Annotated in this window: 32 protein-coding genes and 1 pseudogene; 15 read left to right on the forward strand and 18 right to left on the reverse strand. The window is 68.8% G+C overall.

Annotation, left to right across the window (positions count from 1 at the left end; genetic code table 11):
* Nucleotides 1-92: 92 nt before the first annotated feature.
* Nucleotides 93-224, forward strand: a complete 132-nt coding sequence (locus tag ACFY1H_RS13280) for a hypothetical protein (protein ID WP_255638653.1) — start codon at nt 93-95, stop codon at nt 222-224.
* 7 nt (nt 225-231) lie between these two features.
* Here the strand turns inward: ACFY1H_RS13280 and ACFY1H_RS13285 are convergent, their stop codons facing one another.
* Nucleotides 232-858: a hypothetical protein gene (locus ACFY1H_RS13285; RefSeq protein ID WP_386946501.1), complete on the reverse strand. Its 627-nt coding sequence runs from the start codon at nt 856-858 to the stop codon at nt 232-234.
* A gap of 337 nt (nt 859-1195) precedes the next feature.
* On the opposite strand from ACFY1H_RS13285, the pseudogene ACFY1H_RS13290 reads away from it, so the two are divergent.
* A pseudogene (locus ACFY1H_RS13290) lies at nt 1196-1417 on the forward strand (winged helix-turn-helix transcriptional regulator); the annotation flags it as partial.
* A 78-nt stretch (nt 1418-1495) separates the two neighbouring features.
* Nucleotides 1496-2110, forward strand: a complete 615-nt coding sequence (locus ACFY1H_RS13295; protein ID WP_386946503.1) for a LysE family translocator — start codon at nt 1496-1498, stop codon at nt 2108-2110.
* Here ACFY1H_RS13295 and ACFY1H_RS13300 read toward each other — a convergent pair.
* A complete protein-coding gene (locus ACFY1H_RS13300; protein WP_366575552.1) occupies nt 2102-3085 on the reverse strand; it encodes a sugar-binding domain-containing protein in 984 nt (327 codons plus the stop codon). The genes ACFY1H_RS13295 and ACFY1H_RS13300 overlap by 9 nt on opposite strands.
* A gap of 131 nt (nt 3086-3216) precedes the next feature.
* Here ACFY1H_RS13300 and ACFY1H_RS13305 point away from each other — a divergent pair, with 131 nt between their 5' ends.
* From ACFY1H_RS13305 to ACFY1H_RS13320, 4 genes are read left to right on the forward strand one after another with little or no spacing between them, the layout of a single operon-like run.
* Nucleotides 3217-4221: a zinc-dependent alcohol dehydrogenase family protein gene (locus ACFY1H_RS13305; RefSeq protein ID WP_386946505.1), complete on the forward strand. Its 1005-nt coding sequence runs from the start codon at nt 3217-3219 to the stop codon at nt 4219-4221.
* Nucleotides 4214-5554, forward strand: a complete 1341-nt coding sequence (locus ACFY1H_RS13310; protein ID WP_386946507.1) for an ABC transporter substrate-binding protein — start codon at nt 4214-4216, stop codon at nt 5552-5554. Before ACFY1H_RS13305 ends, ACFY1H_RS13310 begins: the two co-directional genes overlap by 8 nt.
* Complete coding sequence (locus ACFY1H_RS13315; RefSeq protein WP_366575547.1) at nt 5551-6486, forward strand: sugar ABC transporter permease; 936 nt, start codon at nt 5551-5553, stop codon at nt 6484-6486. Before ACFY1H_RS13310 ends, ACFY1H_RS13315 begins: the two co-directional genes overlap by 4 nt.
* Nucleotides 6483-7328, forward strand: a complete 846-nt coding sequence (locus ACFY1H_RS13320; RefSeq protein WP_366575545.1) for a carbohydrate ABC transporter permease — start codon at nt 6483-6485, stop codon at nt 7326-7328. The genes ACFY1H_RS13315 and ACFY1H_RS13320 overlap by 4 nt, the downstream gene beginning before the upstream one ends.
* Before the next feature lie 51 nt (nt 7329-7379).
* Here the strand turns inward: ACFY1H_RS13320 and ACFY1H_RS13325 are convergent, their stop codons facing one another.
* Nucleotides 7380-7829, reverse strand: coding sequence for a TetR/AcrR family transcriptional regulator (locus ACFY1H_RS13325; RefSeq protein WP_386946511.1), 450 nt, complete (start codon nt 7827-7829; stop codon nt 7380-7382).
* A gap of 187 nt (nt 7830-8016) precedes the next feature.
* Here ACFY1H_RS13325 and ACFY1H_RS13330 point away from each other — a divergent pair, with 187 nt between their 5' ends.
* Nucleotides 8017-8790 (forward strand): class I SAM-dependent methyltransferase, encoded by a 774-nt coding sequence (locus ACFY1H_RS13330; RefSeq protein ID WP_386946881.1) that lies wholly within the window; start codon nt 8017-8019, stop codon nt 8788-8790.
* A 1-nt stretch (nt 8791) separates the two neighbouring features.
* Here the strand turns inward: ACFY1H_RS13330 and ACFY1H_RS13335 are convergent, their stop codons facing one another.
* From ACFY1H_RS13335 to ACFY1H_RS13355, 5 genes are read right to left on the reverse strand one after another with little or no spacing between them, the layout of a single operon-like run.
* Entirely contained in the window at nt 8792-8986 is a 195-nt protein-coding gene (locus tag ACFY1H_RS13335; protein WP_204091560.1) for a ferredoxin, read from the reverse strand.
* 40 nt (nt 8987-9026) lie between these two features.
* On the reverse strand, nt 9027-10187 hold the full coding sequence (locus tag ACFY1H_RS13340; protein WP_386946513.1) for a cytochrome P450: 1161 nt from the start codon (nt 10185-10187) through the stop codon (nt 9027-9029).
* The gene (locus tag ACFY1H_RS13345) at nt 10188-11393 is read right to left on the reverse strand and encodes a cytochrome P450 (RefSeq protein WP_386946515.1); all 1206 of its coding nucleotides are present in this window, start codon (nt 11391-11393) and stop codon (nt 10188-10190) included.
* A gap of 10 nt (nt 11394-11403) precedes the next feature.
* Nucleotides 11404-12600, reverse strand: coding sequence for a cytochrome P450 (locus ACFY1H_RS13350; RefSeq protein ID WP_366575529.1), 1197 nt, complete (start codon nt 12598-12600; stop codon nt 11404-11406).
* A gap of 10 nt (nt 12601-12610) precedes the next feature.
* The gene (locus tag ACFY1H_RS13355; RefSeq protein ID WP_386946517.1) at nt 12611-13822 is read right to left on the reverse strand and encodes a cytochrome P450; all 1212 of its coding nucleotides are present in this window, start codon (nt 13820-13822) and stop codon (nt 12611-12613) included.
* 200 nt (nt 13823-14022) lie between these two features.
* Between ACFY1H_RS13355 and ACFY1H_RS13360 the strand changes: the two genes are divergently transcribed.
* Nucleotides 14023-14655: a helix-turn-helix domain-containing protein gene (locus ACFY1H_RS13360; protein WP_366575527.1), complete on the forward strand. Its 633-nt coding sequence runs from the start codon at nt 14023-14025 to the stop codon at nt 14653-14655.
* Nucleotides 14656-14858: 203 nt separating this feature from the next.
* Nucleotides 14859-15437, forward strand: a complete 579-nt coding sequence (locus tag ACFY1H_RS13365) for a DUF4232 domain-containing protein (RefSeq protein WP_386946520.1) — start codon at nt 14859-14861, stop codon at nt 15435-15437.
* A gap of 105 nt (nt 15438-15542) precedes the next feature.
* On the opposite strand, the gene ACFY1H_RS13370 is transcribed toward ACFY1H_RS13365, so the two are convergent.
* From ACFY1H_RS13370 to ACFY1H_RS13395, 6 genes are read right to left on the reverse strand one after another with little or no spacing between them, the layout of a single operon-like run.
* Nucleotides 15543-16412 carry an aldehyde dehydrogenase family protein gene (locus ACFY1H_RS13370; protein WP_366575524.1) on the reverse strand — a complete coding sequence of 290 codons (870 nt, stop codon included), beginning with the start codon at nt 16410-16412 and terminating at the stop codon, nt 15543-15545.
* Entirely contained in the window at nt 16405-17838 is a 1434-nt protein-coding gene (locus ACFY1H_RS13375; RefSeq protein WP_366575522.1) for an aldehyde dehydrogenase family protein, read from the reverse strand. The genes ACFY1H_RS13370 and ACFY1H_RS13375 overlap by 8 nt, the downstream gene beginning before the upstream one ends.
* 2 nt (nt 17839-17840) lie before the next feature.
* A complete protein-coding gene (gene deoC, locus ACFY1H_RS13380; RefSeq protein WP_386946522.1) occupies nt 17841-18815 on the reverse strand; it encodes a deoxyribose-phosphate aldolase in 975 nt (324 codons plus the stop codon).
* A gap of 57 nt (nt 18816-18872) precedes the next feature.
* Nucleotides 18873-19028: an Imm1 family immunity protein gene (locus ACFY1H_RS13385; protein WP_386946524.1), complete on the reverse strand. Its 156-nt coding sequence runs from the start codon at nt 19026-19028 to the stop codon at nt 18873-18875.
* 47 nt (nt 19029-19075) lie between these two features.
* A complete protein-coding gene (locus tag ACFY1H_RS13390; protein ID WP_386946526.1) occupies nt 19076-19717 on the reverse strand; it encodes a hypothetical protein in 642 nt (213 codons plus the stop codon).
* A gap of 8 nt (nt 19718-19725) precedes the next feature.
* Nucleotides 19726-20352 carry a DUF1707 domain-containing protein gene (locus ACFY1H_RS13395; RefSeq protein ID WP_366575949.1) on the reverse strand — a complete coding sequence of 209 codons (627 nt, stop codon included), beginning with the start codon at nt 20350-20352 and terminating at the stop codon, nt 19726-19728.
* Nucleotides 20353-20459: 107 nt separating this feature from the next.
* Here ACFY1H_RS13395 and ACFY1H_RS13400 point away from each other — a divergent pair, with 107 nt between their 5' ends.
* Nucleotides 20460-20906: a protein tyrosine phosphatase gene (locus ACFY1H_RS13400; protein WP_386946528.1), complete on the forward strand. Its 447-nt coding sequence runs from the start codon at nt 20460-20462 to the stop codon at nt 20904-20906.
* Here the strand turns inward: ACFY1H_RS13400 and ACFY1H_RS13405 are convergent.
* Both ACFY1H_RS13405 and ACFY1H_RS13410 read right to left on the reverse strand, forming a co-directional pair.
* On the reverse strand, nt 20890-21129 hold the full coding sequence (locus ACFY1H_RS13405; RefSeq protein WP_386946530.1) for a DUF397 domain-containing protein: 240 nt from the start codon (nt 21127-21129) through the stop codon (nt 20890-20892). The two genes, ACFY1H_RS13400 and ACFY1H_RS13405, sit on opposite strands and share 17 nt — an antisense overlap.
* Entirely contained in the window at nt 21126-21995 is an 870-nt protein-coding gene (locus ACFY1H_RS13410) for a helix-turn-helix transcriptional regulator (protein WP_366575515.1), read from the reverse strand. Before ACFY1H_RS13410 ends, ACFY1H_RS13405 begins: the two co-directional genes overlap by 4 nt.
* A gap of 25 nt (nt 21996-22020) precedes the next feature.
* Between ACFY1H_RS13410 and ACFY1H_RS13415 the strand changes: the two genes are divergently transcribed.
* From ACFY1H_RS13415 to ACFY1H_RS13430, 4 genes are all read left to right on the forward strand, one after another.
* Nucleotides 22021-22314 carry a hypothetical protein gene (locus ACFY1H_RS13415; RefSeq protein WP_366575514.1) on the forward strand — a complete coding sequence of 98 codons (294 nt, stop codon included), beginning with the start codon at nt 22021-22023 and terminating at the stop codon, nt 22312-22314.
* A gap of 5 nt (nt 22315-22319) precedes the next feature.
* Nucleotides 22320-22943 (forward strand): uracil phosphoribosyltransferase, encoded by a 624-nt coding sequence (upp, locus tag ACFY1H_RS13420; protein ID WP_366575513.1) that lies wholly within the window; start codon nt 22320-22322, stop codon nt 22941-22943.
* Nucleotides 22944-23067: 124 nt separating this feature from the next.
* Complete coding sequence (locus ACFY1H_RS13425) at nt 23068-23628, forward strand: RNA polymerase sigma factor (protein WP_366575512.1); 561 nt, start codon at nt 23068-23070, stop codon at nt 23626-23628.
* Nucleotides 23625-24863 (forward strand): hypothetical protein, encoded by a 1239-nt coding sequence (locus ACFY1H_RS13430; protein ID WP_366575511.1) that lies wholly within the window; start codon nt 23625-23627, stop codon nt 24861-24863. Before ACFY1H_RS13425 ends, ACFY1H_RS13430 begins: the two co-directional genes overlap by 4 nt.
* On the opposite strand, the gene ACFY1H_RS13435 is transcribed toward ACFY1H_RS13430, so the two are convergent.
* Nucleotides 24850-25710 carry an SAM-dependent methyltransferase gene (locus ACFY1H_RS13435; protein WP_386946532.1) on the reverse strand — a complete coding sequence of 287 codons (861 nt, stop codon included), beginning with the start codon at nt 25708-25710 and terminating at the stop codon, nt 24850-24852. The two genes, ACFY1H_RS13430 and ACFY1H_RS13435, sit on opposite strands and share 14 nt — an antisense overlap.
* Nucleotides 25707-26297: a TetR/AcrR family transcriptional regulator gene (locus ACFY1H_RS13440; RefSeq protein WP_366575508.1), complete on the reverse strand. Its 591-nt coding sequence runs from the start codon at nt 26295-26297 to the stop codon at nt 25707-25709. Before ACFY1H_RS13440 ends, ACFY1H_RS13435 begins: the two co-directional genes overlap by 4 nt.
* Nucleotides 26298-26412 lie beyond the last annotated feature (115 nt).

The following is a 26412-nucleotide window of genomic DNA, read 5'->3' on the forward strand; positions in this document are numbered from 1 at the left end:
GCCGCGTCCGTTTGAGTGAGGTTTGTCTGAGTGGTCGTGGGGTCCTCCGGTGCGCTCTAACGTTTGGGCGAGCCGAGAAGGAGGAGGGGGCCATGGTGGAGGACAAGAACAACAGCGGTGGTGACGTCGAGGCCAAGCCGGCGAGCGGCGGAGATGTGGAAGCGAAGCCGGCGAGCGGTGGGGACGTGGAGGCCAAGCCCGCCAGCGGTGGGGACGTCGAGTAGACGAGCGTCAGGCCACGGCCAAGCGCTGCCGCCGTCCGCTGAGCAGGACGACGAGCATCACCAGCGACAGCGCGGGCAACGGGTAGCCCAGCACCAGACCCGCGGTGGTGTCGAGAACCGGCGCGACGATCGCCGCCACGAACACCCACGTGGGCGCCGTCGCGGGTTTGGTGGTGGGGGACCAGGGCGTGCGGGACCAGGGCTTCGCCACGGAAATCCACGCCTGCACGGCCAGTCCGCCCGCCATGAGCCCGGCGCCGGCGGCCTGTTGCCACGTCGGGGTGGCCGTTGCGGCGGCGTTCTCCAAAGCGGGGGACACCAGGAAGATCCCGGCGTACAGCTGCACGAGCGTGAGCCCGAACTTCACGAGCACCCACCAGTGCCGGAAGAAACCCCAGGCGGTCGCGCCTGCCAGGACGAGGCCGGTGAACGCGGCGGCGTTGGCCATGGGCGCCAGCAGCGCCGTGTCGAGGTGCCGCGCCATGTTCATCGCGGCGGCGCGGGTGGTCCCGTCGCCCCGCAGCGCCACGAGGGTCAGCGTCATGAGCCCGAACGCCTGGCTCATCCACGCGATCGACGACACCGCGTGCAGCCACACCACCGCCTGCCGCCACCGCGGCGAAACCCTTGTCACACCAGTAACAATCGCCTGGACACCACCGCGGGCACATCCGGTGAACACCCTGAGATCACCCCGAGACGAACGCCGCCCGCGTGTCGAAGCCGGCGCGCCACAGACCGATCGCGAACGCGGCGGTCGCTTCCAGCAACGTGGCACGCTCCAGGCCGCCGGCGGCCAGGGGAGTGCATCCGACGTCGGGCGTTGTCGCAGGCTGCTTGTGCTCGCGGCGGTCCGGGAAGTCCGCGGATTCGCTGGTGTTACAAGTCCGCGTATCGGCGAGCTGTGAACCCGGTGGGCTCTTCCCGCGACGTGTTCTGAGTCGCGGCCGGCTGCGAGCGCACTACGCCACGGCCCGCGCCGCCACGGTGAGCTGCTCGCGCGCATCGGCGGGATCAGCGCGAAGGTGCTGACCGAAGCCGTCCGCCGCCTCGAGCGCGACGGGCTCGTCCGCCGCGTCGACGGCCGCTACACCCTCACCGCGCTGGGCGAGAGCTTCGTCGGGCCGATCGAGGCGTTCGGCCGATGGGCTGACGAGCACGGGGATGAAGTGGTCAAGACCCAGAACGCCTGAAGGCTTCGTCACAAACCCAGCCCCTGCCGGACAAACGCGGGTTACCGTCCCCCGGAACGAAATCCGAGGAGGCGAGCCATGGTCGACTGGGCCGGTTTTGTCCCCGCCGCGGTCCTGGTGTCGCTCATCCCGGGCGCCAACCAGCTGCTCGGCCTGCGCAACGCCGCCCGCTACGGCATCGGCTACGCCATGGCCGGCATCGGCGGCCGGTTCGCGGCGTTCGTGGTTCTGATCGGCCTCGTCGCGGCCGGTCTGGGGACGCTGCTGGCCGCGTCCGCCGAGCTGCTCACGATCCTCAAGTGGATCGGCGTCGCCTACCTGCTGTGGCTCGGCATCAGCAGCATCCTGCGCGCCCGCCGCGAGATGAGCCAGACGCCGGAACCGCCGAAGAGCAAGAACCTGCGGGCCGTCGTGGTCAACGAGTTCGCCGTCGCCATCAGCAACCCCAAGGCGTTGCTGCTCTTCGCCGCCCTCCTGCCGCAGTTCACCACCACCGGCAGCCCGACCGCGCTAGCCGAGCTGGGCGCCGCCTACCTCGGGGTCGAGCTCGTCGTCGGCCTCGCCTACGTGCTGGTCGGCCGCGCCATCGGCGTCGCCGGCGTGAAGGCCAGGACCCAGCGCAAGGTCGACGCCGGCTCCGGCATCTGTTTCGTCATCCTCGCCGGTGTGCTCGCGGTCGACAGTTCACTCTGACAGCGGCCGCTTCTCCGCCAACTCCAACAGCGGCACCGCAGCCGCCGCGTCTGTGATGAGCGTGGACACCATGCCGGACCGCAGCACGGCGTCCACGGCGGCCGCCTTCGGGGCGCTGTAGCCGATGGCGATCACCTCCGGTACGGCGAGCAGTTCTTCCGTGCTGATGGCCAGGACGTGGTGCGCCAGGCCGGTCGACAGGGCGTTGCCCGAGGCGTCGAACAGGCGCGCCGCGACCTCGGCCGTCGCGCCGCGGGCGGCGATGGCGGCGCGCTCGGCTTCGTCCAGGGCGTCGTAGACGGTGGACTCGCCGGGGAGCCAGGCGCCGATGCTCACGACGGCCTTGGTCAGCTTGCCGAACTGCCCGAAAGTCTCCGCGATGCCGGGCTGGTGGCGCAGGATCTCCGTGGTCCGGCGGTCGGGGAGGACGAGGGGACCGAAGATCGGATAAGCGTCGCCGCCGGAGACCGAGGTCACGCGGCTCACGGTTTCGACGGAGCGCCCGCGCATGTCCATGCCGGCCTGCACGCCGCACAACTGCACGATCGGGCAGCGCGGAAGTGTTCTGATGGCCTCGGTCATCGCGTTGACCGACCGGGCCCACGACAGCCCGATGACGTCCGTCGGGCGGGCGATCTCCTCGAGGAGGTGAGCGGCGAGCGTCCCGACCTTCTTGCGCACGACCTCGCGCGGCTCCTTCGCCGCCGCTCGTTCGAGCACCAAAGCGCGCCGCAGCCCGTAGGCACGCCTGACCTCGTCGGACAGCTCCACGTCGAGCGGCGCCGGCAGGTCGAACTCCACCCTGACCAGGCCCGTTTCGCGGGCGGTGTCGAGCAGGCGCGCGACCTTGAACCGGCTGACGCCGAACTCCTCAGCGATCTCCAGTTTCGACCGGCCCTGCACGTAGAAGCGGCGGGCCATGGTGGCCAGCTCCAAGCTCTCGGTCAGCAGCGGCCGAGCCTTCTTCCTGCTCATATGAGCACCATACCGCAGAATCCCACCCAAAAGGTTGACGAAACCCCTAGAAAACACCTGTAATGCTTCCACCAATTAGCTGCGTGATACGTCAATACTGCTCAGATGAGCGCCTAGGAAGGGGATGAGGCATGCGTGCCGCGATCGTGGACCGGCCCGGGGAAATCCGGGTCGGCGACGTTCCCGATCCGAAGCCCGGAGAGCGCCAGGTCGTCGTGAAGGTCGGCGCCTGCGGGATCTGCGGGACCGACCTGCACATCGCCGACGGGCACTTCCCGCCGACGCCGTACCCCATCGTTCCCGGCCACGAGTTCGCCGGCGAGATCGTCGAGCTCGGCGCCGACGTGCCGGGCGAGTGGAAGATCGGCGACCGCGTGGCCGTCGACCCGTCGCTGTACTGCGGCTACTGCACGCCGTGCCGCTCCGGCCACGGCAACCTCTGCGCAAACTGGAACGCCACCGGCGACACCGTCAACGGCGCGTTCGCCGAGTACGTCGCCGTCCCGGCCGACACCTGCCACAAGATGCCCGACTCGATGACGTGGGAACAGGGCGCGCTCGTCGAACCCGTCTCGTGCGCCGTGCACGGCGTGCGCCGCATCGGCGTCGAGGCGGGCGAACGCTTCCTCGTGGTCGGCGCCGGCACGATGGGCCTGATCATGCAGCAGCTGCTCCAACGAGCGGGTGCCGAAGTCACCGTCGTCGACCGCAACGCGAGCCGCCTGCCGCGTGCCACCGACCTCGGCGCGACCGCCGTGGCCGAGGACGTGTCCGCTTTGGACGGTGAGCTCTACGACGCCGCCGTCGACTGCACCGGCGCCGCCCCCGCCATCGAGTCGGCCTTCGACGCGCTGCGCCGCGGCGGCCGTCTGCTGGTGTTCGGCGTCGCGCCTGCCGAGGCCCGCGTGGCGCTGTCGCCGTTCCGCATCTACAACGACGAGATCACCATCGTCGGCTCCATGGCCGTGCTCAACAGCTACGGCAACGCCCTCGGCCTCGTCAGCAAGGGCTACATCGACACCGAAGCGCTGATCACCGACACCCTTCCGCTGGAGCAGTACCCCGACGCGCTGGCCAAGATGCGCAGCGGCTCCGGCCTCAAGATCCAGGTGCTCCCCGGAGGCGGCCGTGCGTAAACTCCTGTGCCTCCTTGCCGCAACAGCGTTGTTCGTCACGGGATGCGCCGGAGCCGGGTCGTTCGGCAACGGTGGGCGGACGCTCGTCATCGCGATCGTCTCGAACCCCCAGATGAAGGACGCCATCTCGCTCTCGAGTGAGTTCGAGAAGGCGAACCCGGGCGTGCACCTCAAGTTCGTCTCCCTGCCGGAGAACGAGGCGCGCGCGAAGATCACCGCCTCCACCGCCACCCAGGGCGGCGAGTTCGACGTGGTGATGATCAGCAACTACGAGGCCCCGCAGTGGGCGGCCAACGGCTGGCTCGAGAACCTCGAACCGCACATGAAGGCCACCCCGGGCTACGACGAGAACGACTTCGTCCCCAGCATCCGGCAGTCGCTCTCGTACGAGAACCAGATGTACGCGGTGCCGTTCTACGGGGAATCGTCCTTTGTGGTCTACCGCAAGGACCTCTTCCAGAAGGCCGGCATCACCATGCCGGCGCACCCGACGTGGCAGCAGATCGCGGACTACGCGGCGAAGCTCGACGACAAGAACGCCGGCATCGCGGGCATCTGCCTGCGCGGCAAGCCGGGCTGGGGCGAGAGCCTCGCGCCGTTCACCACCGTCGCCAACACCTTCGGTGCGCAGTGGTTCGACAAGGATTGGAACGCCAAGCTCACCAGCCCGGAGTTCACGCAGGCGGCGAACTTCTACGTGAACCTCGTGCGCGACCACGGTGAGGTCGGCGCCTCCAGTGCGGGGTTCTCCGAGTGCGGCACGCGCTACGCCCAGGGCCAGGCCGCGATGTGGTACGACGCCACGTCGATGACCGGCACCACCGAAGACCCCACCAGCAGCAAGGTCGTCGGCAAGAACGGCTACGCGCCGGCCCCGGTCGAGAAGACGCAGGCCAGCGGCTGGCTCTACACGTGGGCGTTGGGTATCCCGAAGGTCGCCAAGGACAAGGACGATGCCTGGAAGTTCATGGCGTGGATGACCGACAAGGCGTACGCGAAGAAGGTCGGCGAAACCTACGGCTGGAACCGCGTACCGCCGGGCACCCGCCAGTCGACGTACGAGATCCCGCAGTACCGCGACGCGGCCAAGGCGTACGCCCAGCCGACGCTCGACGGGATCGCCGACGCCAACCAGCAGAAAGCCATGGTGAGCCCGGTGCCGTACCCGGGGATCCAGTTCGTCGGGATCCCGGAGTTCCAGGACCTCGGCACGCGCGTCAGCCAGCAGTTGTCCGCGGCGATCGCGGGCCAGACGTCGGTGGCTGATGCGCTCGCGCAGTCGCAGAAGTACGCCGCAACGGTCGGCAAGTCCTACCAGGAGGTGCAGGGATGAGTACGATCTCGGTCCCCGCCGGCACCGCGCCGGCCCGCACTCGTACGAGCACCACCAAGAAGGCCACCGGGACGGCCGGCAAGCGGCGCCTGCCGTTGCTGCCCGCGTTGATCTTCGTGATCGCGGTGACGCAGATTCCGTTCCTGCTCACCATCTACTACTCGTTCCAGTCGTGGAACCTGGTGCGGCCGGGCTCGTTCCACTTCGTCGGCTTGCAGAACTACGCCGACGTCTTCACCGACACCACGTTCCTCGGCGCGCTGCTCAACACCGTGGTGCTCACCGTGGTGTGCGTGTTCGTGTCGCTGCTGCTCGGGCTCGGCCTGGCGATCCTGCTGGACCGCAAGTTCGTCGGCCGCGGTTTCGTGCGGACGTTGCTGATCACGCCGTTCCTCATCCTGCCGGCGGCCGGCGCGCTGCTGTGGAAGACCACGATGTTCGACCCGACGTACGGCTTGCTGCACTTCGTGTTCGGCACCGACGTCGACTGGCTTTCGCAGTTCCCGCTCGCCGCGGTGATGGCGCAGATCATCTGGCAGTGGACGCCGTTCATGATGCTGCTGACGCTCGCCGGCCTGCAGAGCCAGCCGAAGGACGTGCTGGAGGCCGCCTCGGTCGACGGCGCCGGCCGCTGGCGCACGTTCGTGTCGATCACGCTGCCGCACCTGTCGCGGTTCCTGCAACTCGCCACGCTGCTGGGCGCGATCTACATCGTGAACAGCTTCGACGCCATCTTCCTCATGACGCAGGGCGGTCCCGGCACGGCCAGCACCAACCTGCCGTTCTACATCTACCAGCGCGCGTTCGAGGGCTTCGACATCGGCCAGTCGTCGGCGATGGGCGTGGTGGTCGTGATCATCACGATGATCGTCGCGACGTTCGCCCTGCGCCTGATGTTCCGCGCGTTCTCCGTGGACGGAGGGACGAAATGACCACGGCTGTTTCCGGGATTTCCGGGCGCAAGCGCCGCTACGGGGCGGGTTCGCTCACCGTCGCCACGTGGATCGTCGCCATTCTTTTCGTGTTCCCGCTGCTGTGGATGATCCTCACGGCGTTCAAGCAGGAATCCGACGCCTACACGGACCCGCCGAAGCTCTTCTTCAGCCCGACGTTCGACCAGATCTCGGGTGTGCTCAAGGGCGGTTTCCTGCCGTACCTGGCGAACTCGGCGTTCGTCACGGTGGTGTCCACACTGCTGGTGCTGCTGCTCGGCATCCCGGCGGCGTACGCGCTTTCGCTGGCGCCGGTGAAGAAGACGAAGAACGCCCTGAGCTTCTTCCTGTCCACCAAGATGCTGCCGATCGTCGCGGCCATCATCCCGCTGTACGTGATCTCCCAGAACACCAACCTGCTCGACACGGTGTGGGCGCTCATCATCCTGTACACGTCGATGAACCTGCCGCTCGCCATCTGGATGATGCGCTCGTTCTTCCTCGAGGTCCCCGGCGAGATGATCGAAGCGGCCCACATCGACGGCGCGAATCTGCCGACGTTGCTGCGAAAGATCATCATGCCGGTGGTCGCTCCTGGTGTTGCCGCGACGGCTTTGATCTGCGTGATCTTCTCGTGGACGGAGTTCTTCTACGCGGTGAACCTGACAGCGGCTCGGGCTGGGACTGTGCCGGTGTTCCTGGTCGGGTTCATCACCAGTGAGGGGTTGTACTGGGCACAGCTGTCGGCGGCGGCGTTGCTGGCTTCGCTGCCGGTGATGATCGTGGGGTGGTTCGCGCAGAACCACCTGGTGCGAGGGTTGTCGATGGGGGCGGTCAAGTAGGTTCACGCTGGTTTCGGTGGCCATCCCCGGTTTCCGGGGGTGGCCACTTTTTTACGCCAGCACGCCCGACGGAACCGCCGCGACCATGGGACGTAAGGACGACGCGTCGGGGGAGCGGTCGGCGAAGTGGAGGTGGCCGGCGCCCACCACTGTGGGCGCGAGGACGGTCACGTCGGCGGTTGCGGTGAGCCGGCCGAGCGATTGTTCGGCTGTCAGGTAGCGGATGAGCAGCACTGCGATATCCGACGCCAAGGGGACGCCGCTGCCGGGGCGGGCGGTGCGGAGGCGGGTGCGGAGTTCGTCGCGGAAGGTGATGAGGGCGACGATGGAGACGGCGACCGAGGTGAAGGCGTCGTGCAGGGCGGAGCAGACGTTGTCGACGACCGAGCTGGTGCCGGCGGTGGAGACCAGGGTGTCGGAGTGGGACTCGACGGCAGCGATGCGGTCCAGCACCAGCTCGGTCAGGAAGCCGTCGAAGTCCGTGAAGTGCTTGTGCAGCACGCCTTTAGCGCGGTCGCGTTGTGCGGTGCTCTGGCATTTCGGCTGGAGTTGTCCACAGGGCCGTCGAGTTGTGCACTACTTGGCGCACTTCGGCCTTGGGCCCGGGTTTCGTCGGGGGCGGCCAGTAGACTGGACATGGGTGCGCCCCCCTAGGAGGGCGGGGGTCTGTCTGACGGGAGTGGGCGTGATGGGGGCACTTGAGCCGCACGAGTTGAGGAAGACCGCCGAGTCGTTCGGGGTCGATGCCGGGCGCTATGACCGGGCGCGGCCGAGGTATCCCGGGGCGTTGATCGACGAGGTGACCCAAGGTGGCAAAGAGGTCCTCGACGTAGGGACCGGCACAGGGATCGTCGCCCGGCAGATCAGGGACAGAGGCTGCCGCGTGCTCGGCGTGGAGCCCGACGAGCGCATGGCCGACTTCGCCCGAAGCACCGGGATCGAGGTGGAAGTAGCCACCTTCGAAGACTGGGACCCGAAGAACCGCACCTTCGACACCCTCACCGCCGGCCAAGCCTGGCACTGGGTCGATCCCCAGCGAGGCTCCGAGAAAGCCGCCCAGGTCCTCAAGAAAAACGGCACCTTCGCCGTCTTCTGGCACCTGTTCCTACCGCCGGACGACATCGCTCAAGCCTTCGGCGAGGCGTTCCGCAAGGTGGCGCCGAACTTCCCCATCAAGGTCGACAGAACACCGAACAGAGAAGCCTACAAACCCATCATCGACAAAACCGAAGAGGCGCTGCTCAAAACCGGCTTCCACAGCCCGCAACGGCACTTCTACGAATGGCAACACCACTACACGCGCGACGAGTACCTCGACCTGCTCCCCACCCAGGGCGGCCTCACCCGCCTCCCCCAGCACCAGCAGGGCGAAGTGCTGACCGCCGTGGGCGCCGCCATCGACGCCCGCGGCGGTCAGTTCGCCTGTGACTACACCACGGTGCTGTTCACCGCGGCGAAGTAGTTCACTCCTGCAGCGAAAGCGCCTGGCTCGGGCAGACGTTCACGGCCTCGCGGGCCTTGTCCACGAGCTCGCCCTCGGGCGTCTCGTTCAGCACGATCACCGTGCCGTCGTCCTCGCTCTGGTCGAACAGGGCGGGCTCGGTGAGCACGCACTGGCCGGCGCCGACGCACTTGCCGGTGTCCGCGATGATCTTCATGGTTCCTTCTTCCTTGCTCGTGGTGGGAGCGTTGTGATGTTTACCAGCTCACGGGCAGCCGGCGCAGCCCGTAGACCGAGGCCTTCTCCTTGCCGGGCAGGTCGTCCACCGCAGCGGCCAACTTCAGCGTCGGGATGCGGCGGAACAGTGTTTCGAACACGATCTGCAGCTCGGCGCGCGCGAGGTTCTGGCCCAGGCACTGGTGTGGCCCGAACCCGAAGGCCACGTGGTGCCGGGCGCCGCGAGTGAAGTCCAGCTCCGAAGGCGAAGAAAACGCCGCCGGGTCCCAGTTCGCGGCGTAAAGCGACGGGAGCACCCCGTCACCCGCCTTCACGATCACCCCCGCGACCTCGACGTCCTCCACTGCGATGCGCAACGGCACCGTGTCCGTGATCGAGAAGTACCGCAGCAGCTCCTCGACGGCGTCGGGCACCGCGGCGGCAGTCAGGGAGGCCGGCAGGTGCTCCATCAGCCCGAGAACGCCCAGCGAGATCATGTTCGCCGTGGTCTCGTGGCCCGCCGCGAGCAGCAGGAACGCGAGCCCCACCAGGTAGGTGTGGTCGTGGGCGCCCGCGGCGATCTGGCGGCTGAGCAGGTCGTCGCCGGGCTCGGTTTCCTTGGCCTTGACCAGCTCGCCGAGGTAGCCGTAGAGCCGTTCGAACGCGGCCGCCGCGACCTCGGGCGGCATCTCGCGCGCGAACAGCGTCGCGGTGCTCTCCTGGAAGAAGCCGTGGTCCGCGTACGGCACGCCGAGCAGCTCGCAGATCATCAGCGACGGCACCGGCAGCGCCAGCATTTCCACCAGGTCCACGGGCCCGCCGGCCGCCAGCATGTCGTCGACCAGGCCGTCGACGATCTCCTGGATCCGCGGCCGCAGCGCGGCGACCCGTCGCAGGGTGAACTCGCCGAGCACGGCGCCGCGGGCGGCCCGGTGCTCCTCCGCGTCCATGCCGAGCATCGTGCGCATGGACTCGCCGCCGCCACCGGCCGACAGGCTCGGGAAGCCCGGTTTCGAGCGGTCCGAGGAGAACCGCGGATCGCTCAGCACCGTGCGCACGTCGTCGTAACGGGTCACGAACCACGCGGACCGGCCGCTCGGGGTGCGGACCCGGGCGACCGGTTCGTGCTCACGCAAGCGCGGGTGCAGCTCCGGTGGCGCGAACGGGCACGTCCGCGCCACCGGCAGCTCCGGAATGGTCATCTACCAGGTCACCGGCAGCCGGTAGAGCCCGTAGATCGACGCGTCCTCCTTGAACGGCAGGTCGGCCACGTCGACCGCCAGCCGCAGTGAAGGAATGCGCCGGAACAGCGTGTCGAACACGATCTGCAGCTCGGCGCGCGCGAGGTTCTGGCCCAGGCACTGGTGCGGCCCGAACCCGAACGCGACGTGATGCCGGGCGCCGCGAGTGATGTCCAGCTTCGCGGGCTCGTCGAACACCTCCGGGTCCCAGTTGGCGGTGTACCCGAGCGCGAGCACGCCTTCACCCGCCTTGATGGTGACGCCGTCGAGCTCCACGTCCTCCACCGCGACGCGCGCGGTGGCCGTGTCGACGATGGTGAAGTAGCGCAGCAGCTCCTCCACCGCGTCGAGCGTCTTGCCCGGGTCGGCCTTGATCGTCTCCAGCTGCGACGGGTTCTGCAGCAGGCCGACGGTGCCCAGCGAGATCATGTTCGCCGTGGTTTCGTGGCCGGCCACAAGCAACAGGAACGACAAGCCCAGCACCGCGCCGTGCTCGTAGTTGCCTTCCTCGCGCAGCTTCACGATCTGCCGGCCGAGCAGGTCGTCGCCCGGGTCGGCTTCCTTCTTGGTGATCAGCTGGTCGAGGTAACCCCGCACGCGCTCGAACGCCGCGCGCCGCTCCTCGAAGCTCACCGTGCGCTTCAGGATCTTCGCGGTGTTCTCCTGGAAGAAGTCGTGCTCGGAGTACGGCACGCCCAGCAGCTCGCAGATCACGAGCGACGGGACCGGCAGCGACAGTTTCTCGACCAGGTCCACGGGCTCGTCGGACTTGAGGATGTCGTCGATCAACCCGTCGACGATCTCCTGGATCCGCGGCCGCATCGCGTTCACGCGTTTCACCGTGAACTCGCCCAGCACCGACTTGCGCGCCGGGCCGTGCTCCGGCGCGTCCATCGTGATCATCGTGCGCTCGGCGTTGGTCTGGCGGAAGACGTTGCCGCCCTTGACCAGGATGGGGAAGTTCGGGTTGAAGCGGTCGGAGGAGAAACGGCGGTCGTTGAGCACCGTCCGCACGTCCTCGTGCCGCGAAACCACCCAGGCTTCCTTGCCGTCGGGGATCTTCACGCGGGTGATCGGCTGTTCCTCGCGGATCTGCGTGTACTCCTCGGGCGGTGCGAACGGGCACTTCCGCGCCACCGGCAGTTCGAGTTCTTCGGCCGTGGTCATCGCTCCTCCTTCACCGGGTCACGGGCAGTTCGTAGAGGCCGTAGATGAGCGCGTCGTCCTTGAACGGCAGGTCGTCGACGTCCTGGGCGAGCTTCAGCGTCGGGATGCGGCGGAACAGCGTGTCGAACACGATCTGCAGCTCCGTCCGCGCGAGGTTCTGGCCCAGGCACTGGTGCGGCCCGAACCCGAACGCCACGTGGTGGCGCGCCCCGCGCTCGATGTCGAACGCCGACGAGTCCTCGAACACCTCCGGGTCCCAGTTCGCCGCGTATGTCATCACCACCACGCCGTCGCCTGCGGGGATGGTGACGCCGCCGATCTCGACGTCCTCCTTCGCCATGCGCGTGGTGTTGTCCACGATGGAGAAGTAGCGCAGCAGCTCCTCGACGGCGGTGAGCGTCTTGGCCGGGTCGGCCTTGATCAGCGCCAGCTGCTCCGGGTTCCGCAGGAACGCGACGGTGCCGAGCGAGATCATGTTCGCCGTGGTCTCGTGCCCGGCCGCGAGCAGCAGGAACGCGAGGCTGACGAGCTTCGCCCGATCGTAGGTACCTTCTTCGCGCCGCTTCGCGATCTGCCGGCTGATGAGGTCGTCACCAGGGTCGGCTTCCTTCTTCGCGATGAGCTCGCCCATATAGGCCTGTACACGCTCGAACGCGGCCCGCCGGTCTTGCGCGGTGGTCGCGCGGTTGATCAGCTGTTTGGTGTTCTCCTGGAAGAAGTCGTGGTCTTCGTAGGGAACACCGAGCATTTCGCAGATCACGAGCGAGGGGACCGGCAGCGCGAGCTTCTCCACGAGGTCGACGGGTCCGTCGGCCTTGAGGATGTCGTCGATCAGGCCGTCGACGATCTCCTGGATCCGCGGCTTCAGCTCGGCGACGCGCTTGACGGTGAACTCCCCGAGCACCGCCTTGCGTTCCGGGCCGTGCTGCGGCGCGTCCATGGCCAGCATCGTGCGCTCGGCCTCGGTGCGGCGGATGACGTTGCCGCCCGGGACGAGCGTCGGGAAGTCGGGGTGGAGGCGGTCGGCGGAGAACCGCGGGTCGTTGAGCACGGCTCGCACGTCCTCGTGCCGCGAGACCGTCCAGGCTTCCTTGCCGTCCGGGATCTTCACCCGGTGCACGGGCGCCTCTTCGCGCGTGGCCGTGTACTCCTCCGGCGGCGCGAACGGGCACTTCCGGGCGACCGGGAGTTCCTCCATCGTGCTCATGCTTCCTCCCTCACCAGGTGACGGGCAGATAGTGCAGACCGAAGATCGCGGAGTCGTGCTTGAACGGCAGCTGGTCGACCGGGGCGGCCAGCTTCAGGGTCGGGATGCGGCGGAAGAGCGTGTCGAACACGATCTGCAGCTCCATGCGCGCGAGGTTCTGGCCGAGGCACTGGTGCGCGCCGAAGCCGAACGCCACGTGCTTGCGCCCACCGCGGGTGATGTCGAGCTTTTCGGGCTCGGGGAAGGCGTCGCCGTCGAAGTTGGCGGCGTAGCTGAGGCCGATCACGCCGTCGCCGGCGGGGATCGTGACGCCCGCGAGCTCCACGTCCTCGGTCGCGACGCGCGTGGTGGCGAACTCGGCGATGGTGAAGTAGCGCAGCAGTTCTTCGACGGCGTCGAGCGTCTTGCCGGGGTCGGCCTTGATCGCCTCGAGCTGGTCCGGGTTCTCCAGCAGGGCGACGGTGCCGAGCGAGATCATGTTCGCCGTGGTCTCGTGGCCGGCGATGAGCAGCAGGAACGCGAGTGACGTGAGGTCGTTGCGGTCGTACTCGCCCTCTTCGCGCTTCTTCGCGATCTGGCGGCCGAGGAGGTCGTCGGTGGGCGTCTCCTCCTTGGCGGCGACCAGCTTGTCGAGGTACTCCTCCAGGGCGAGCACGGACTCGAGCCGCTCGTCGGAGGTGATGTCGCGGCTGAGGATGCGCGAGCTGTGCTTCTGGAAGAAGTCGTGGTCGCTGTAAGGCACGCCGAGCTGCTCGCAGATCACGAGCGACGGGACGGGCAGCGACAGCGCCGAGACCAGGTCGGCGGGCTTGTCGCCGGCCAGCATCGCGTCGATGTGCTCGTCGACGATCTCCTGGATGCGGGGCTGAAGCGCCTTCATCCGCTTCACGGTGAACTCGCCGACGACCTCGCGGCGCGCGGGGCCGTGCTCCGGCGCGTCCATGTTGATCAGCGACGGGTTGAGCTTGCGTTCGCGGCGCGGTGCGCCGTCGCGGAACAGGACCGGGAAGCCGGGGTTGAAGCGGTTGGAGCTGAACCTGGGGTCGTTCAGCATCGCGCGCACGTCCTCGTGCTTCGACAGCACCCAGGCGCGCTGCCCGGAGTCGAGCTCGACGAGCTTCGCCCGCGCGTCCTCGAAACGCTCGTACTCCGGCGGCGGCGCGAACGGGCACGTGCGCGCCATCGGGAAGCTGGCGAGCTCGGGTTCGGCAACTTCTGTCATGGTGGGATCCCCTTTTGGTGGTTTTGAACCTTTACGCAATGTATGTGGAGGATTACATTCCGGTTCATTGCCCACGGTACCGAAGCGGAGGATCTCCGTCCACTAGCAAAGGGGTGACGGGTTGTGGTCGCAGTGCGTGGAGCGGTGTCCATGCGAGAATTTGCGCGCGTAACGAGTTCCCGGCGAGCGGAAGGTGGGCCATGAGTGCGGATCCCCAGGTCCCCTTGCGTGCGGACGCGCGGCGCAACCGCGACCAGATCATCGCCGCGGCGCGCGCGATCTTCGCGGAGTTCGGGCCCGAGGTGCCGATGGAGGAGATCGCCCGCGCGGCCGGCGTCGGCGTCGGCACGCTGTACCGGCGCTTCCCCGACCGCGACGCGCTGATCCGGGCGGTGGCCGTCGACAACTTCTCGCGGGTGCTGGACGACGCACGCGAGGCGGCCGAGCAGGAGCCCACGGCTTGGCGCGCGCTGGTGCGGCTGCTGCACCAGTCCGTTGAGCTGCACCTTTCCGTGCAGCTGGCGATGTTGTCGAAGAAGGCGCACGAGATCCTGAAGGAAGACCCGGCGATCGCGAGGTTGCGCGAAGAGCTGCTGGTGGAGCTCGAAGCGATGGTGCAGGGCGCGCAGAACGAGGGGACGTTGCGCCCGGACGTCGCCGAGGGCGACGTGGCCATGCTGTTCGCGCTGTTGCTGCGTCAGCTGGAGTCCCGTTCGCCGGAAATCGCCCGGATGTCCACGGCGCGGAGTATCGCGATCATGATCGACGGGCTGCAGGCCCGGCCGGGGACACCGTTGCCGGGTCGGCCGTTGGGACGGCACGACATCAACTGAACCGCGCTCGCGCGCGTGTTCACTCTTTGTGACGCTTCGGGGCGGTTGGGGTTGCGTTTCTGCGGCTGATCCCACAGTCGAACATCCCACCTGTGGTGTGGACGTCTTTCCCGGTGAGAGCGACCGAGGGGAATGAATCACCAAACCGGTCGTTCTGCCGGGCGGAGAGGCTGCCCGGGGTTCGAACAAGGGGAGAGTCCGACATGACCACACGCAAGACCATCAGCCGCGTTGTCGCCGCCGTCGCCGTGGCCGGGATCGCCGCCGGGGCAACGGCTCTGGCTGCCGGGACCGCGAGCGCCGCGCCTGCTTCGGCTGCTTCGGCCGGCTCGTCTGCGTCGTCTGTGCAGCCGTGCACGTCGAACCAGTTCACCTCGAAGCTCGTCTACGGCGGCGCGGGTGCGGGCAACCGCTACGGCGCCCTGCAGTTCACCGCCAACCAGGGCGAGCGCTGCTACCTGCCCGGCAACCTCGAGGTGGACCTCGTCGGCGCGCACAACGTGCTGATCAACAACACGGCCACGGCCGACGCGCCCGCCGTGGCGCTCGTCGACGGTTCTTCGGCCTACGTGCCGCTGCACTGGACCGGCATCGAGCCCTACGCCCAGCAGCAGACGCCCAACGCGGTGAACGTCGTGGCGCCGGCCGACTCCAACCAGCACGGTGACTACATCAACCCGAACATCACCGTCGACTGGACCCTCGGCGTGGTCGACGCCGACTCGGTCAGCCACACCATCGACGTCGGCGCGGTGACGCAGGGGCTCGCGCCGACCGCGTGACCGTTGTTGTTCCAGGGGCGGGCGGCACACCAGGGGGTGCCGCCCGCCCCTTTCTGTTGGTCCAGGCCGGCTGCTGGTCCGGGTCGGCTGTCGGTTCCGGTTGGCTCAGACGCCCAGCGGGTGCCAGACGGTCTTCGCCTCCAGGTACCGGCGCAGCCGCGAGAGGTCCGGCGTCGGCGTCCAGTCGGGTTCGGCGTCGGGGACCGTGAGCACGCGCTTGACCGTGCCCGCCGCCTCACGCGCCAGCGTGATGCGGTCCTCCGGCGTGGCGCCCGTCGGGTCGAGGGCGTTGACGTCACCGTGCGAGGCCAGCCACGGGCCGAGCTCGGCCGCGCGGCCGGTCAGCACGTTGGCGACACCGCCCGGCAGGTCGGACGTCGCGAGGACCTCCGACAGCGTGATCGCGGGCAGCGGCCGCTCGGCGCTCGAGACGACGACGGCCGTGGAGCCACCGGCCAGCACCGGCGCCAGCACGCTGACCAGGCCGAGCAGCGACGACTCCTGCGGCGCGAGCACGCCGACCACACCCGTCGGCTCGGGCACGGTGAACGAGAAGTACGGCCCCGCAACGGGATTCGCCGCGCCGAGCACCGACGCGATCTTGTCCGTCCAGCCCGCGTACCACACCCAGCGGTCGATGGCAGCGTCCACAAGGGACTCCGCCTGGCTCGGCGCTAGACCTTCCGAGGCGGCGACCTCGCTCACGAACTGCTCGCGCCGGCCCTCCAGCATCTCGGCGACGCGGTAGAGCACCTGGCCGCGGTTGTAGGCCGTGGCGCCCGACCAGCCGGGGAAGGCTTTGCGCGCCGCCACCACGGCGTCCCGTACGTCTTTGCGCGACGCGTGCGCCGCGTTGGCCAGGAACTTCCCCTGCGGGTCGGTGACGGGGTAGACCCGGCCGGACTCCGAGCGGGGGAAGGCCCCGCCGATGTAGAGCTTGTACGTCTTGGCCACGGAAATCCTGGACTCAGACATCGAGGTAAGCCTCCAGACCGGTGCGTCCGCCCTCGCGGCCGAACCCGGACTCCTGGTAGCCGCCGAACGGCGCGGCGGGGTCGAAGCGGTTGAACGTGTTGGCCCAGACGACGCCGGCCCGGAGCTTGTTCGCCATCCAGAGGATGCGCGAGCCCTTCTCGGTCCAGATGCCGGCCGACAGCCCGTACGGCGTGTTGTTGGCCTTCGCCACGGCCTCGTCCGGCGTGCGGAACGTGAGCACCGACAGCACCGGCCCGAAGATCTCCTCGCGCGCGATCCGCATCGACTGGTGCACGTCGGAGAACACCGTGGGAGCGAAGAAGAACCCGCGGTCGGGCACCGGGCACGGGCTGGTCCAGCGCTGCGCGCCCTCGGCGTCGCCGGATTCCACGAGCCCGCGGATCTTCGCCAGCTGCTCGGCGGAGTTGATGGCGCCGATGTCGGTGTTCTTGTCGAGCGGGTCGCCCATCCGCAGCGTCGAGACGCGGTAGCGCAGCTTCTCCATGACCTCCTCGGCCACGGATTCCTGCACCAGCAGCCGCGAACCCGCGCAGCAGACGTGGCCCTGGTTGAAGAAGATCCCGTTGACGATCCCCTCCACGGCCTGGTCGAGCGGCGCGTCGTCGAACACGACGTTGGCCGCCTTGCCGCCCAGCTCCAGCGTGAGCTTTTTGCGCGTGCCCGCCACCGTGCGCTGGATCAGCTTGCCGACCTCGGTGGAGCCGGTGAACGCGATCTTGTCGACGTCACCGTGTTCCACCACGGCCGCACCGATGTCGCCGGCGCCCGGGAGGATGTTCACGACACCCGGCGGGAGTTCCGCCTGCTGGCAGATCTCGGCGAACACCAGCGCCGTGAGCGGCGTGGTCTCCGCCGGCTTGAGCACCACGGTGTTGCCGGTGGCCAGCGCGGGCGCGATCTTCCACGCCAGCATCAGCAGCGGGAAGTTCCACGGGATCACCTGACCGGCGACGCCCAGCGGCTTCGGGTTCGGGCCGTAGCCCGCGTACTCCAGCTTGTCGGCCCAGCCGGCGTGGTAGAAGAAGTGCGCGGCGGCCGTGGGGATGTCGGAGTCGCGCGATTCCTTGATGGGCTTGCCGTTGTCGAGCGACTCCAGCACCGCCAGCTCGCGCGAGCGTTCCTGGATCAGGCGCGCGATGCGGAACAGGTACTTCGCCCGCTCGCTGCCCGGCATCCGCGACCAGACCGTTTCATAGGCGGCGCGCGCCGCGCGGACGGCAGCGTCCACATCGGACACCGACGCCGTGCCGACCTCGGCGAGGATCTCCTCGGTGGCCGGGTTCACCGTCTTCAGCGGCTCGCCCGAACCGTCGACGAACTCACCGCCGATGAACGGCCGGTAGTGGTCCTTGAGGTTCGCGATGTCGCGCGACTCGGGCGCGGGGGCGTATTCGAAGATGCCCATGGTCAGTCCACCGTCACGTAGTCGGGGCCGCTGTAGTGGCCGTCCACCTGGGTGCGCCGCTGCAGCAGCAGGTCGTTGAGCAGGCTGGACGCGCCGAAGCGGAACAGGTCCGGGGTCAGCCACTGCTCGCCGGCCACCTCGTGCACGGCGACGAGGTACTTGATCGCGTCCTTGGTCGTGCGGATGCCGCCCGCGGGCTTGACGCCGCGCAGCTCGCCGGTCTGCTCGTGCCAGTCGTGTACCGCCTGCAGCATCACGTGCGTGACCGGCAGCGTCGCCGCGGGGGAGACCTTGCCGGTCGACGTCTTGATGAAGTCACCACCGGCGAGGAGCGCCAGCCACGACGCGCGGCGGACGTTGTCGTACGTCGCCAGCTCGCCGGTTTCCAGGATCACCTTCAGGTGCGCTCCGCCGCACGCCACCTTGATCGCGCGGATCTCGTCGAAGACGTCCATGTAGCGGCCCTCGAGGAACGCGCCGCGGTCGATCACCATGTCGACCTCGTCGGCGCCGTACTCCACGGCCAGGCGCGTGTCGGCCAGCTTCACCTCACGGCTGGTGCGCCCGGACGGGAACCCGGTCGCGACGCTCGCCACGTGCACGGCACTGCCCTTGAGCGCGTCGACCGCGGCCTCGACCATGTCGGGATACACGCACACGGCGGCCACGCGCGGGCAGTCCTGCCGCTCCGGGTCGGGGCGCAGGGCCTTCGCCGCGAGCCCGCGGACCTTGCCCCGCGTGTCGGCGCCCTCGAGCGTGGTCAGGTCGACCATCGAGATGGCGGTGTCGATCGCCCAGCGCTTGGCGTCTTTCTTGATGCTGCGTGTGCCCAAGGCCGCCGCTCGCTGCTCGACCCCGACCTGGTCGACGCCGGGCAGCCCATGCAGGAACCGCCGCAGGCTCGCCTCGTCGCGAGTCACGTCCGCCAACGGCGCCGGGGTGTCCGGCACCGCGTTCGGGCTGGTGGTTGTGGTCATGCCTGTGAGTGTAGGTGGGCCACGTCCTGTGCCGGGTCACTCACGGAAATCTGTGGATTACTCGTCGGTGGTGTGCACAACTCCGGGCTGCTCCCCGCTCGCGAGGAACTCGTGCAGCCCGCGGCGAACTGTGGCCACCGGCACTTCGACGCCTGCGAGGACTTCGGACACGTTGCCCGGTTCCTGGTCGTACCAGATCTCTAGCTCGACCATCCTCGCCAGAACTTTACGCTGTGCCAGGGCATTCACAGGACTTCGGATCACGTGGTTGTGCGGCCGGTGAATGGCGGAGCAACGTAGTCGCGCCAGAACGGGACCGTGGCTTGGGGCGACCAGTCGTCCGGGAGTTCGGGTGCGGGTTCTTCGAATTCTCGGTCGATGTATTCGGCCAAGTCGGTGCCGAAGTAGATGGTGTCCGTGCCCCGTACGGACAGGACGGGGTGTCCGGACGTGCCGCGGCCGGCGGGGAGGAAGCGGTGTGCGTAGACGGGCACCAGCCTGGGCACGTCGGCCAGGGCCAGGCGGGCCACTTGAAGGGCTGCGTCGAGCGACTCCGGCCGCGTGCCCCAGTCCGGGCGCCAGTATCCGATCTTGTCGATGTCCCACAGCAGGTAGTCGACCGGCCAGTCGAGCTGCTTGCGGAGTTCGGCGGCGTCGCCGTCACGCCATTCGGGCCACGGTTTCTCCCAGGTGGTCCAGGTGTCCGGTTCCGGGACGAACGGGCTGTTCATCGGCAACCCGGCCGCGAGGAAAGCTCGGTGGTCGTCGGCGAATTCGAAGCCGTGTTCGGCCTCGATGCGGGCGAATTCGGCATCGGTCAGACTGGGCGCGATCGTGCAGCAACCCAGCTCGGCCAGCCGGCGGGCGGCGGCGACGCCCGGGTTCACATCGTCGGTTCTCATCAGCGCGGTCAGGACTCCAGCTGCCGGTTGTCCTTCTTCGCGGGTTTGCGGTAGACGACCACGCCGCCCCAGAAGGCGAGGCCGTTGACGGTCAGGGTGGGGGCCGTGGGGGGTGCGGGTGGGGCGCCGGACTTGTCTTCGAGGATGAAGCCGCCCATGAGGCCGAGGCCGGTGACGTCGACGTTGATGTCGTCGGGGACCGTGATCTCGATGCCGCCCATGATGGCGACGGCGGTGATGGTGGACTGTTTGTCGGCGAAGCGGGCGTTGCGGAGGTCGATCTCGGCGCCGCCCCAGAAGGCGACGCTGGTGTGCTGCGGCGGGAGGACCCAGCTGCCCTTGCGGACGGCGCCGGAGAGGACGCCGATCGAGACGTTCGAGCCCGGGTGGCCGCCGATGCGGCTGTCGGGGAGGCCGAGGGCGCGGCTGGTGGCCGGCTGCAGAGCCGAAGAGGGCGTTGACGGCGTGGCGCCGATCGGCAGGTCGCGGGTCACGGGCTTCAGCTCGCCGATGGTCTTCGCCGCGTAGACAGTGGAGAGCCGCTCCTCGAGCTCCGTCATCGTGATGCGGCCCTCGGACAGCGCTTGGTGCAGAACCTGCGCGACCTGCTCGCGGTCGGCGTCGGAGGCCCGCATCTGGTCGGGGCTCGGAAGGGCTGCGTCGTCACTCACCCGGGGCAGCCTAGCCCGATCGGGGGTGGTCCGGGGTCCATCGAACGACGGATAAGGGCCAAGATGGGGCGATGGCATCTGCACTGGTGGGGACCCTCGCACTGCCCGACGGCGCCGTCCTGCGCGGCCGCGGCCTCGGCCGGCCCGCGCCGGAAGGCCCGGCTCCCGCTTACGGCCTCTACCTGGGGTCGAACCGCCTGCGCCGCAAACACGACGACGGTCTCACCTGGGACCACGACTGGATCCGCTGGCCGGACTTCCTGCTACCGCTGAACTGGGCCGACGCGCGGCGCAAGATCCTCGCGCTGCACGCCCGCGCGCTGGCGGGGGAATCGGTGGAGGTGGCCTGCTACGGAGGCGTCGGCCGCACCGGCACGGTCCTCGCCTGCCTTGCCACCATTGCCGGCTTGTCCCCGGACGACGCCATCGAGTGGGTACGCGAGAACCACCACCACCGGGCCGTCGAAACGGCCTGGCAGCGGCGGTGGGTTCGCTGGTTCGCTAGCGCGCGGAGCTGAGGAACGCAGTCCACGCGGCCGGCGACACGGTGAGGTGGCCGCCCGCGCGGTCCTTCGTGTCGCGGATCCCGATCTCGACCGGCGAGGTGGCGACCTCGACGCAGTTCGACTGGTCTGTGCTGTGCGAGCTCTTGTGCCAGGCCGCGAACTCGACGCAGTTGGAGTCGTTCGTGGTGTAGGAACTCTTGCGCCACGCGGCCTGGGCGAAGTCTGGGGCGATCATGGTTCGTACTCCTCAGCTGGTGTCGGCTCGCCGATGATATCGGCAATCATCCGGGCCGAGTCGCCAGTTGACAGCGCGATGGAGCGAATATCACGCCAAGCGGCCTTGACGTTGTCGACAAAGTCATCCTCTTCGAGGAAGCTGCTTGTCCCTCGGCTCTCGACGTGTGCCAGCGTGGGTTCGTTGAAGAACTCGAGGAGAACGAATGGACCGCGAAGCCCGGCATGTGCACGAGTTGAAAAGGGCACGATCTGGAACGTGACGTTCGATCTGCGCCCAAGGGTCAGGAGGTGGCGAAGCTGGGCGCGCATGGTTTCCTGATCGCCGATCGGTCGGTGCAGAGCCATCTCATCGACCATGACATGGAAGGCAGGAGCGTCTCTTCGGCTCAGAATCAGCTGGCGCTTGATCCGGGCGGCGACTAGCCCTTCGAGTTCAGGGTCGGTCAGGTTGTGATCGCCACCGTGAAGCAGCGCTCGGGTGTACTCGGGGATCTGCGCGATGCCGGGGATCAGCAGAGTCTCATAGTTCTTGATGGCCGAAGCCTGCTCCTCGAACCGGATCAGGTCCTTCCACGTCGGTGGCAATTTCCCGTTCACTTCATGCCAGTTGCGCTCCTCGCCGCCCCTCACGAGGGCCATGAGCTCTTGCCGCAGATCCGACGGGGCCTGCAGGAAACCCAGGATCGCGGCGACGTCGTCGGGATACAGGCCGCGGTCGCCCGTTTCCATGCGGGAGATCTTGCTCTCCGAGAAGTCCACGCCCTGCGCCACCTCTTTGCAGGTCATCTTCCGGAGTAACCGCAGGCGGCGGAGTTCGCCGGAAACTCTGCGTTGGCGAACCGAAACGCCTTTGTTCTTCGTCATGGGCACACTTTGTCCTCTTGCCACGGTGGCACGAAAGATCGCTCACCTGAAGGAAGGTTGCGTGCGGTTCTGGCATCGGGAGAACGTTTGGCTCGTGTTCTCGCGGAGGAGGAAAACCATGCGCCAGTCTTGGAAGATCAGTGGAGCGTACGCCAACTGGAGGATCATTGTCAGCATCGAGCCGCCGGATGACGCGAACGGTCCCGATGTGCCGGAGTGGCCGTACGACAAGCTGGCGCCGGTCGTCGGGCATTTCTTCGAGGCGGTGAACTACTACGAGATGAGCCGAGACGCGGACGACACCCGGCAGCTAAGTTAGGCGGCATGGATGTGCACGTCGTCGATCACCCGCTGGCCAAGGCCCGTCTGTCCACGATGCGTGACGCGCGGACGGACAGCGCGGCGTTCCGGGCCGCGCTGCACGAGCTGACCATGATGCTCGTGTACGAAGCCACCCGTGACGTGCCCGTGCGCACCGAGCGGATCCACACGCCCGTCGCGCGCACGGAGGCCTACCGGCTGGCCAGCCCGCCGCTGCTGGTCCCCGTGCTGCGCGCCGGCCTGGGCATGGCCGACGAGGCGCACAAGATGATCCCCGACGCGCAGATGGGGTTCGTCGGGCTCGCGCGCGACGAGGAAACCCTCAAGCCGACCCCGTACCTGGAGTCGCTGCCGGAGTCGCTGGCCGACCGGCCCGTGATGGTGCTCGACCCGATGCTCGCCACCGGAGGCTCGATGGAGTACACCATCCGGCTGCTCACGGACCGGGGCGCCACGGACGTCACGGCCATCTGCGCGCTGGCCGCGCCCGAAGGTCTGGAGCACCTGGAGAAGACCGGGCTGCCGGTGCGGGTGGTCACCGCGAGCATCGACGAGCGGCTCAACGACTCCGGCTTCATCGTCCCCGGGCTCGGCGACGCGGGAGACCGCCAGTACGGCGCGGTCTGAACCAAGCAGCCCGAACCAAGCAGCCTGAACCAAGCCGTACTGAACCAAGCGGCCTGAACCACCAGAAAGACACCCACAACACTTCCGAGGTTCCCGGCCACTTCCCGGTGTGACCATCCAAGGGGTGACCGTGGACGCCGAGCTCTTCGGGCGCGCGGCAGGCGGGGACGAGAGGGCGTTCGGCGAGCTGTTCGAACGCCACGCGCAGGCGGTGTGGAACCACGCCTACCGGTTGACCGGGTCGTGGGCGGTGGCCGAGGACCTGACGTCGAACACGTTCCTGATCGCCTGGCGCAAGCGGGCCGAGCTGAAGCTGATCAGGGACAGCGCGTTGCCGTGGCTGTACACGGTCGCGGGCAACCTCGCCCGCACGGAACACCGCGGCGCGCGCCGTCGTCTGCGGTTGCTGACGCGCATCCCCGAGCCGCCGGCGGTGTCGGATCACGCCGACGAAGTCGCGGCCCAGCTCGACGGCGAAGCACGCCTGAAAGAAATCATCGAGGCCGTCTCCGGATTGCCGAAGGCGCAGCGCCAGGTCGTGGAGCTGTGCCTGCTGGGCGACCTGCCGACCGCCGACGCGGCGGCGCTGCTCGAAGTCGCCGAGGTCACCGTCCGCTCGCACCTGTCCCGGGCGCGAGCCCACCTGCGTGCCCTCCTCGACGACAAGACTCTGGAGGACAAATGATCGACAACCTCCCGCCGCGCCGCGAACTCCCGCCCGAGGTGCGCGACCGCATCCGGCTGCGGGTACGGGCCGGGCTCGCCGAGGAGAAGAGGCCCGCTCACCGGCGGCGTTCCGTGTGGCTCGTGGCGGCGGCCGTCGTGGTGGTGGCCACCGGTGTCGTGTTCGCGGCCGGCGTACCGCGCGATGACTCGGCGGGTCCGCTCGCTCCCGCCAGACCGCGCGACCCGGGCCACGACATGCTCGACCGCTGCTGGAACGCGATGAAGCCCTACTACCCGACCATCGCCGATCCGAGCGCGTGGGACATCCCGTTCATCCTGAGCCACGGCGCCGCGACCCTGACCGCGGCGATGATCGACGGCCGGCCGCTGTTCTGCGAGACGACCGCGACGACGGTGACCGTCTCGGACCCCGACGCGGTTCCTTCGCCCGTGCCCGGGTCCCAGGCCAAGGTGTACCTGCGCACGGCCGACGGCCTGGTGGCGGGGATGGCGGACCCGGCGTGGCAGGGCGTGCGGGCCGTCACGCCCGACGTGACGCTGCAGCCGGACGGGCCGACGGCAGAGTGGGTCTCGCCGCTGTCGCACCAGTTCGCGTTGTTCACGGGCGCGGGCCCGGCGGTGCGGCTCGCCCTGGGGCCGGATGGCAGCGAGGTGGACCCGTCCGCCCTCGTCTCGGCCCCGGCCGCGCTCACCATCAGGGTCGACCGGCCGGCGTCGGCGGATCGCCGGTCCGAGGCCGGCAGGTTCCTCGACGAATGCCTCGCGTCCGCTCCACAGCAGGTGCCCGACCGAGGCGCCTACGTCGCCGGGCCGTACCTCACCTGGAACGACCGCAAGCTGGTCGTCGCCCGGCTGGGGCAGCACATGCTGGCCTGCTCGGCGCGACCGTATCCGGGACGGGCCGGAGCGACCTACTACGCGATCGACCCTTCCTCGGTGCAGGAGCTGAAGGCGGGCGCCGGCGGCGCTGCGCTTATCCCCGTGTCAGCGCCGGTGAAGGACACGGGCGAGCCGGAGCGGCTCGTGCTCGCCGGGGGCGTGCCGGACAACGTGACGAGGGTTTCGGTCACCTACCCGGGAGGGACGCCGAGGGATGCGACGGTGGCGCACGGGACGTTCGCGGTCTGGCACACCGACGCCGACAATTCGTCCACAGTGGACGCCAGGACCAATGTGAAGGCCTACGACGCCGCGGGCAACTTGGTGATCGAGGCGTCGCTCAAGCTGTTCTGACCGGCTTCGACCCCATCACCCAGCGGATCTGGGCGATCGGGTCGTCGACGGTCGGGTCGGGGCCGCGGCCGTAGCGGGTGGTGAAGTCGGCGACGGGGGAGCTGGTGACCGTCCAGCCGGCGGCGCGCAGGGAGGCGGCCGAGTCGGGGCGGGTGCCGTCGTCGAAGAGGCGGCCGATGTTGGTGCCAGTGCCGGCCTCGGTGGCGGCGTAGAGGTCGTGGGAGCGCAGGGACTCGTCTTCCTGGCCGAGCACGATTTCGTAGCCGATCTGGCTGTCGGGCGCGGAAAGGCGGTCGACGGTGGCCATCAGCCGGGCCTCGGCGGCGCCGGAGAGGTAGGGCAGCACGCCTTCGACGAGCCACGCGGTGGGCTCGCCGGGCTCGAAGCCGGCGTCGGTGAGCACGGCGGCCCAGTCGTCGGTGAGGTCGGCGACCAGGAACTCGTGGCGAACCCGCGGCGCCGCGCCGGCGAGGACGCGGCGTTTGAAACCGAGGACGTCGGTGCGGTCGAGCTCGAAGAACCGCAGGCCGGCGGGCAGGTCGAGGCGCCAGGCGCGGCTGTCGAGACCGGAGCCGAGCAGCACGGCCTGGGTGACGGTTTTGCTCGCGGCCAGGAGGAAGTCGTCGAAGACGCGGGTGCGCAGGCCGGAGTAGGCGCCGCCGCGGCCCCAGAGCGGGTCGGCGTCGCCCTGTTCGACGTCCTCGATGCGGGTGGGCAGATCCACCGCGCCCGCGCGGACGAAGCGTTCGGCCCACTCGTCGCGGATGAGGCCGTCGGGGCGGTTGGTCTCTATGGCGCGGGCGGCGGCGATCATCAGCGCCGTGGCGCTCACGCCGGGTTCGGTCACTTCAGCCAGCCGGAAGCGTTGGCGCGCAACGCTTCCTCATACGCGCCGCCCACGCTGAACTCCGGCGGCAGGTTCCCCGACAGCTCCAGAGACACCAGCCCGTGGGCGATGCCCCACGAGCTGACGACGATCACCTCGGGCGCGACGTCGACGAGCTGCCCCGACGCGATGCCCCGCCGCACGGCGTCCTCGAGTGGCTCGAGGGTCGCGCGGGCCTGGCGGTCGGCCTCGGCGTTGGGCTCGAAGCCGGGCACGGAGCGGGTGAACATGATCGCGTACAGGTGCGGATCCGCCTGCGCGCTCGCGCGGTAGGCGACACCGAGGCGCACCAGGTCCGCGACGGCGTCGGCGGTCCGCGCCACGGCGTTCAGCCGCGCGCCGAAGCGGCGGAAGCCCTCGACGTACAGCGCGTTGACCAGGTCGGGCTTGCTGCCGAACAGCGAGTACACGGCCGTGGTCGACGTCCCGGCGTCGGCGGCCAGTTTGCGCAGGGACAGGGCCTTGGGGCCGTCGGCGGAGATCAGCTCGCCGGCCCGGTCCAGCAGCTTCAGCCGGAGGGCTTCGTCGTGCGTACGGGGACGGGGCATGTGCTCAGGGTAACGCAACGGTGTTACGGTACGCGACCCTTCGCGGGGTGATCTTGGGTGCGGGAACCGGTTCCGCCTCGGCCGATCCGCTCCACGGGGCCGACATTGTGGCGCC

Origin of the sequence: Amycolatopsis sp. NPDC001319 (genome assembly GCF_042896185.1) — a bacterium.
GTDB lineage: Bacteria > Actinomycetota > Actinomycetes > Mycobacteriales > Pseudonocardiaceae > Amycolatopsis.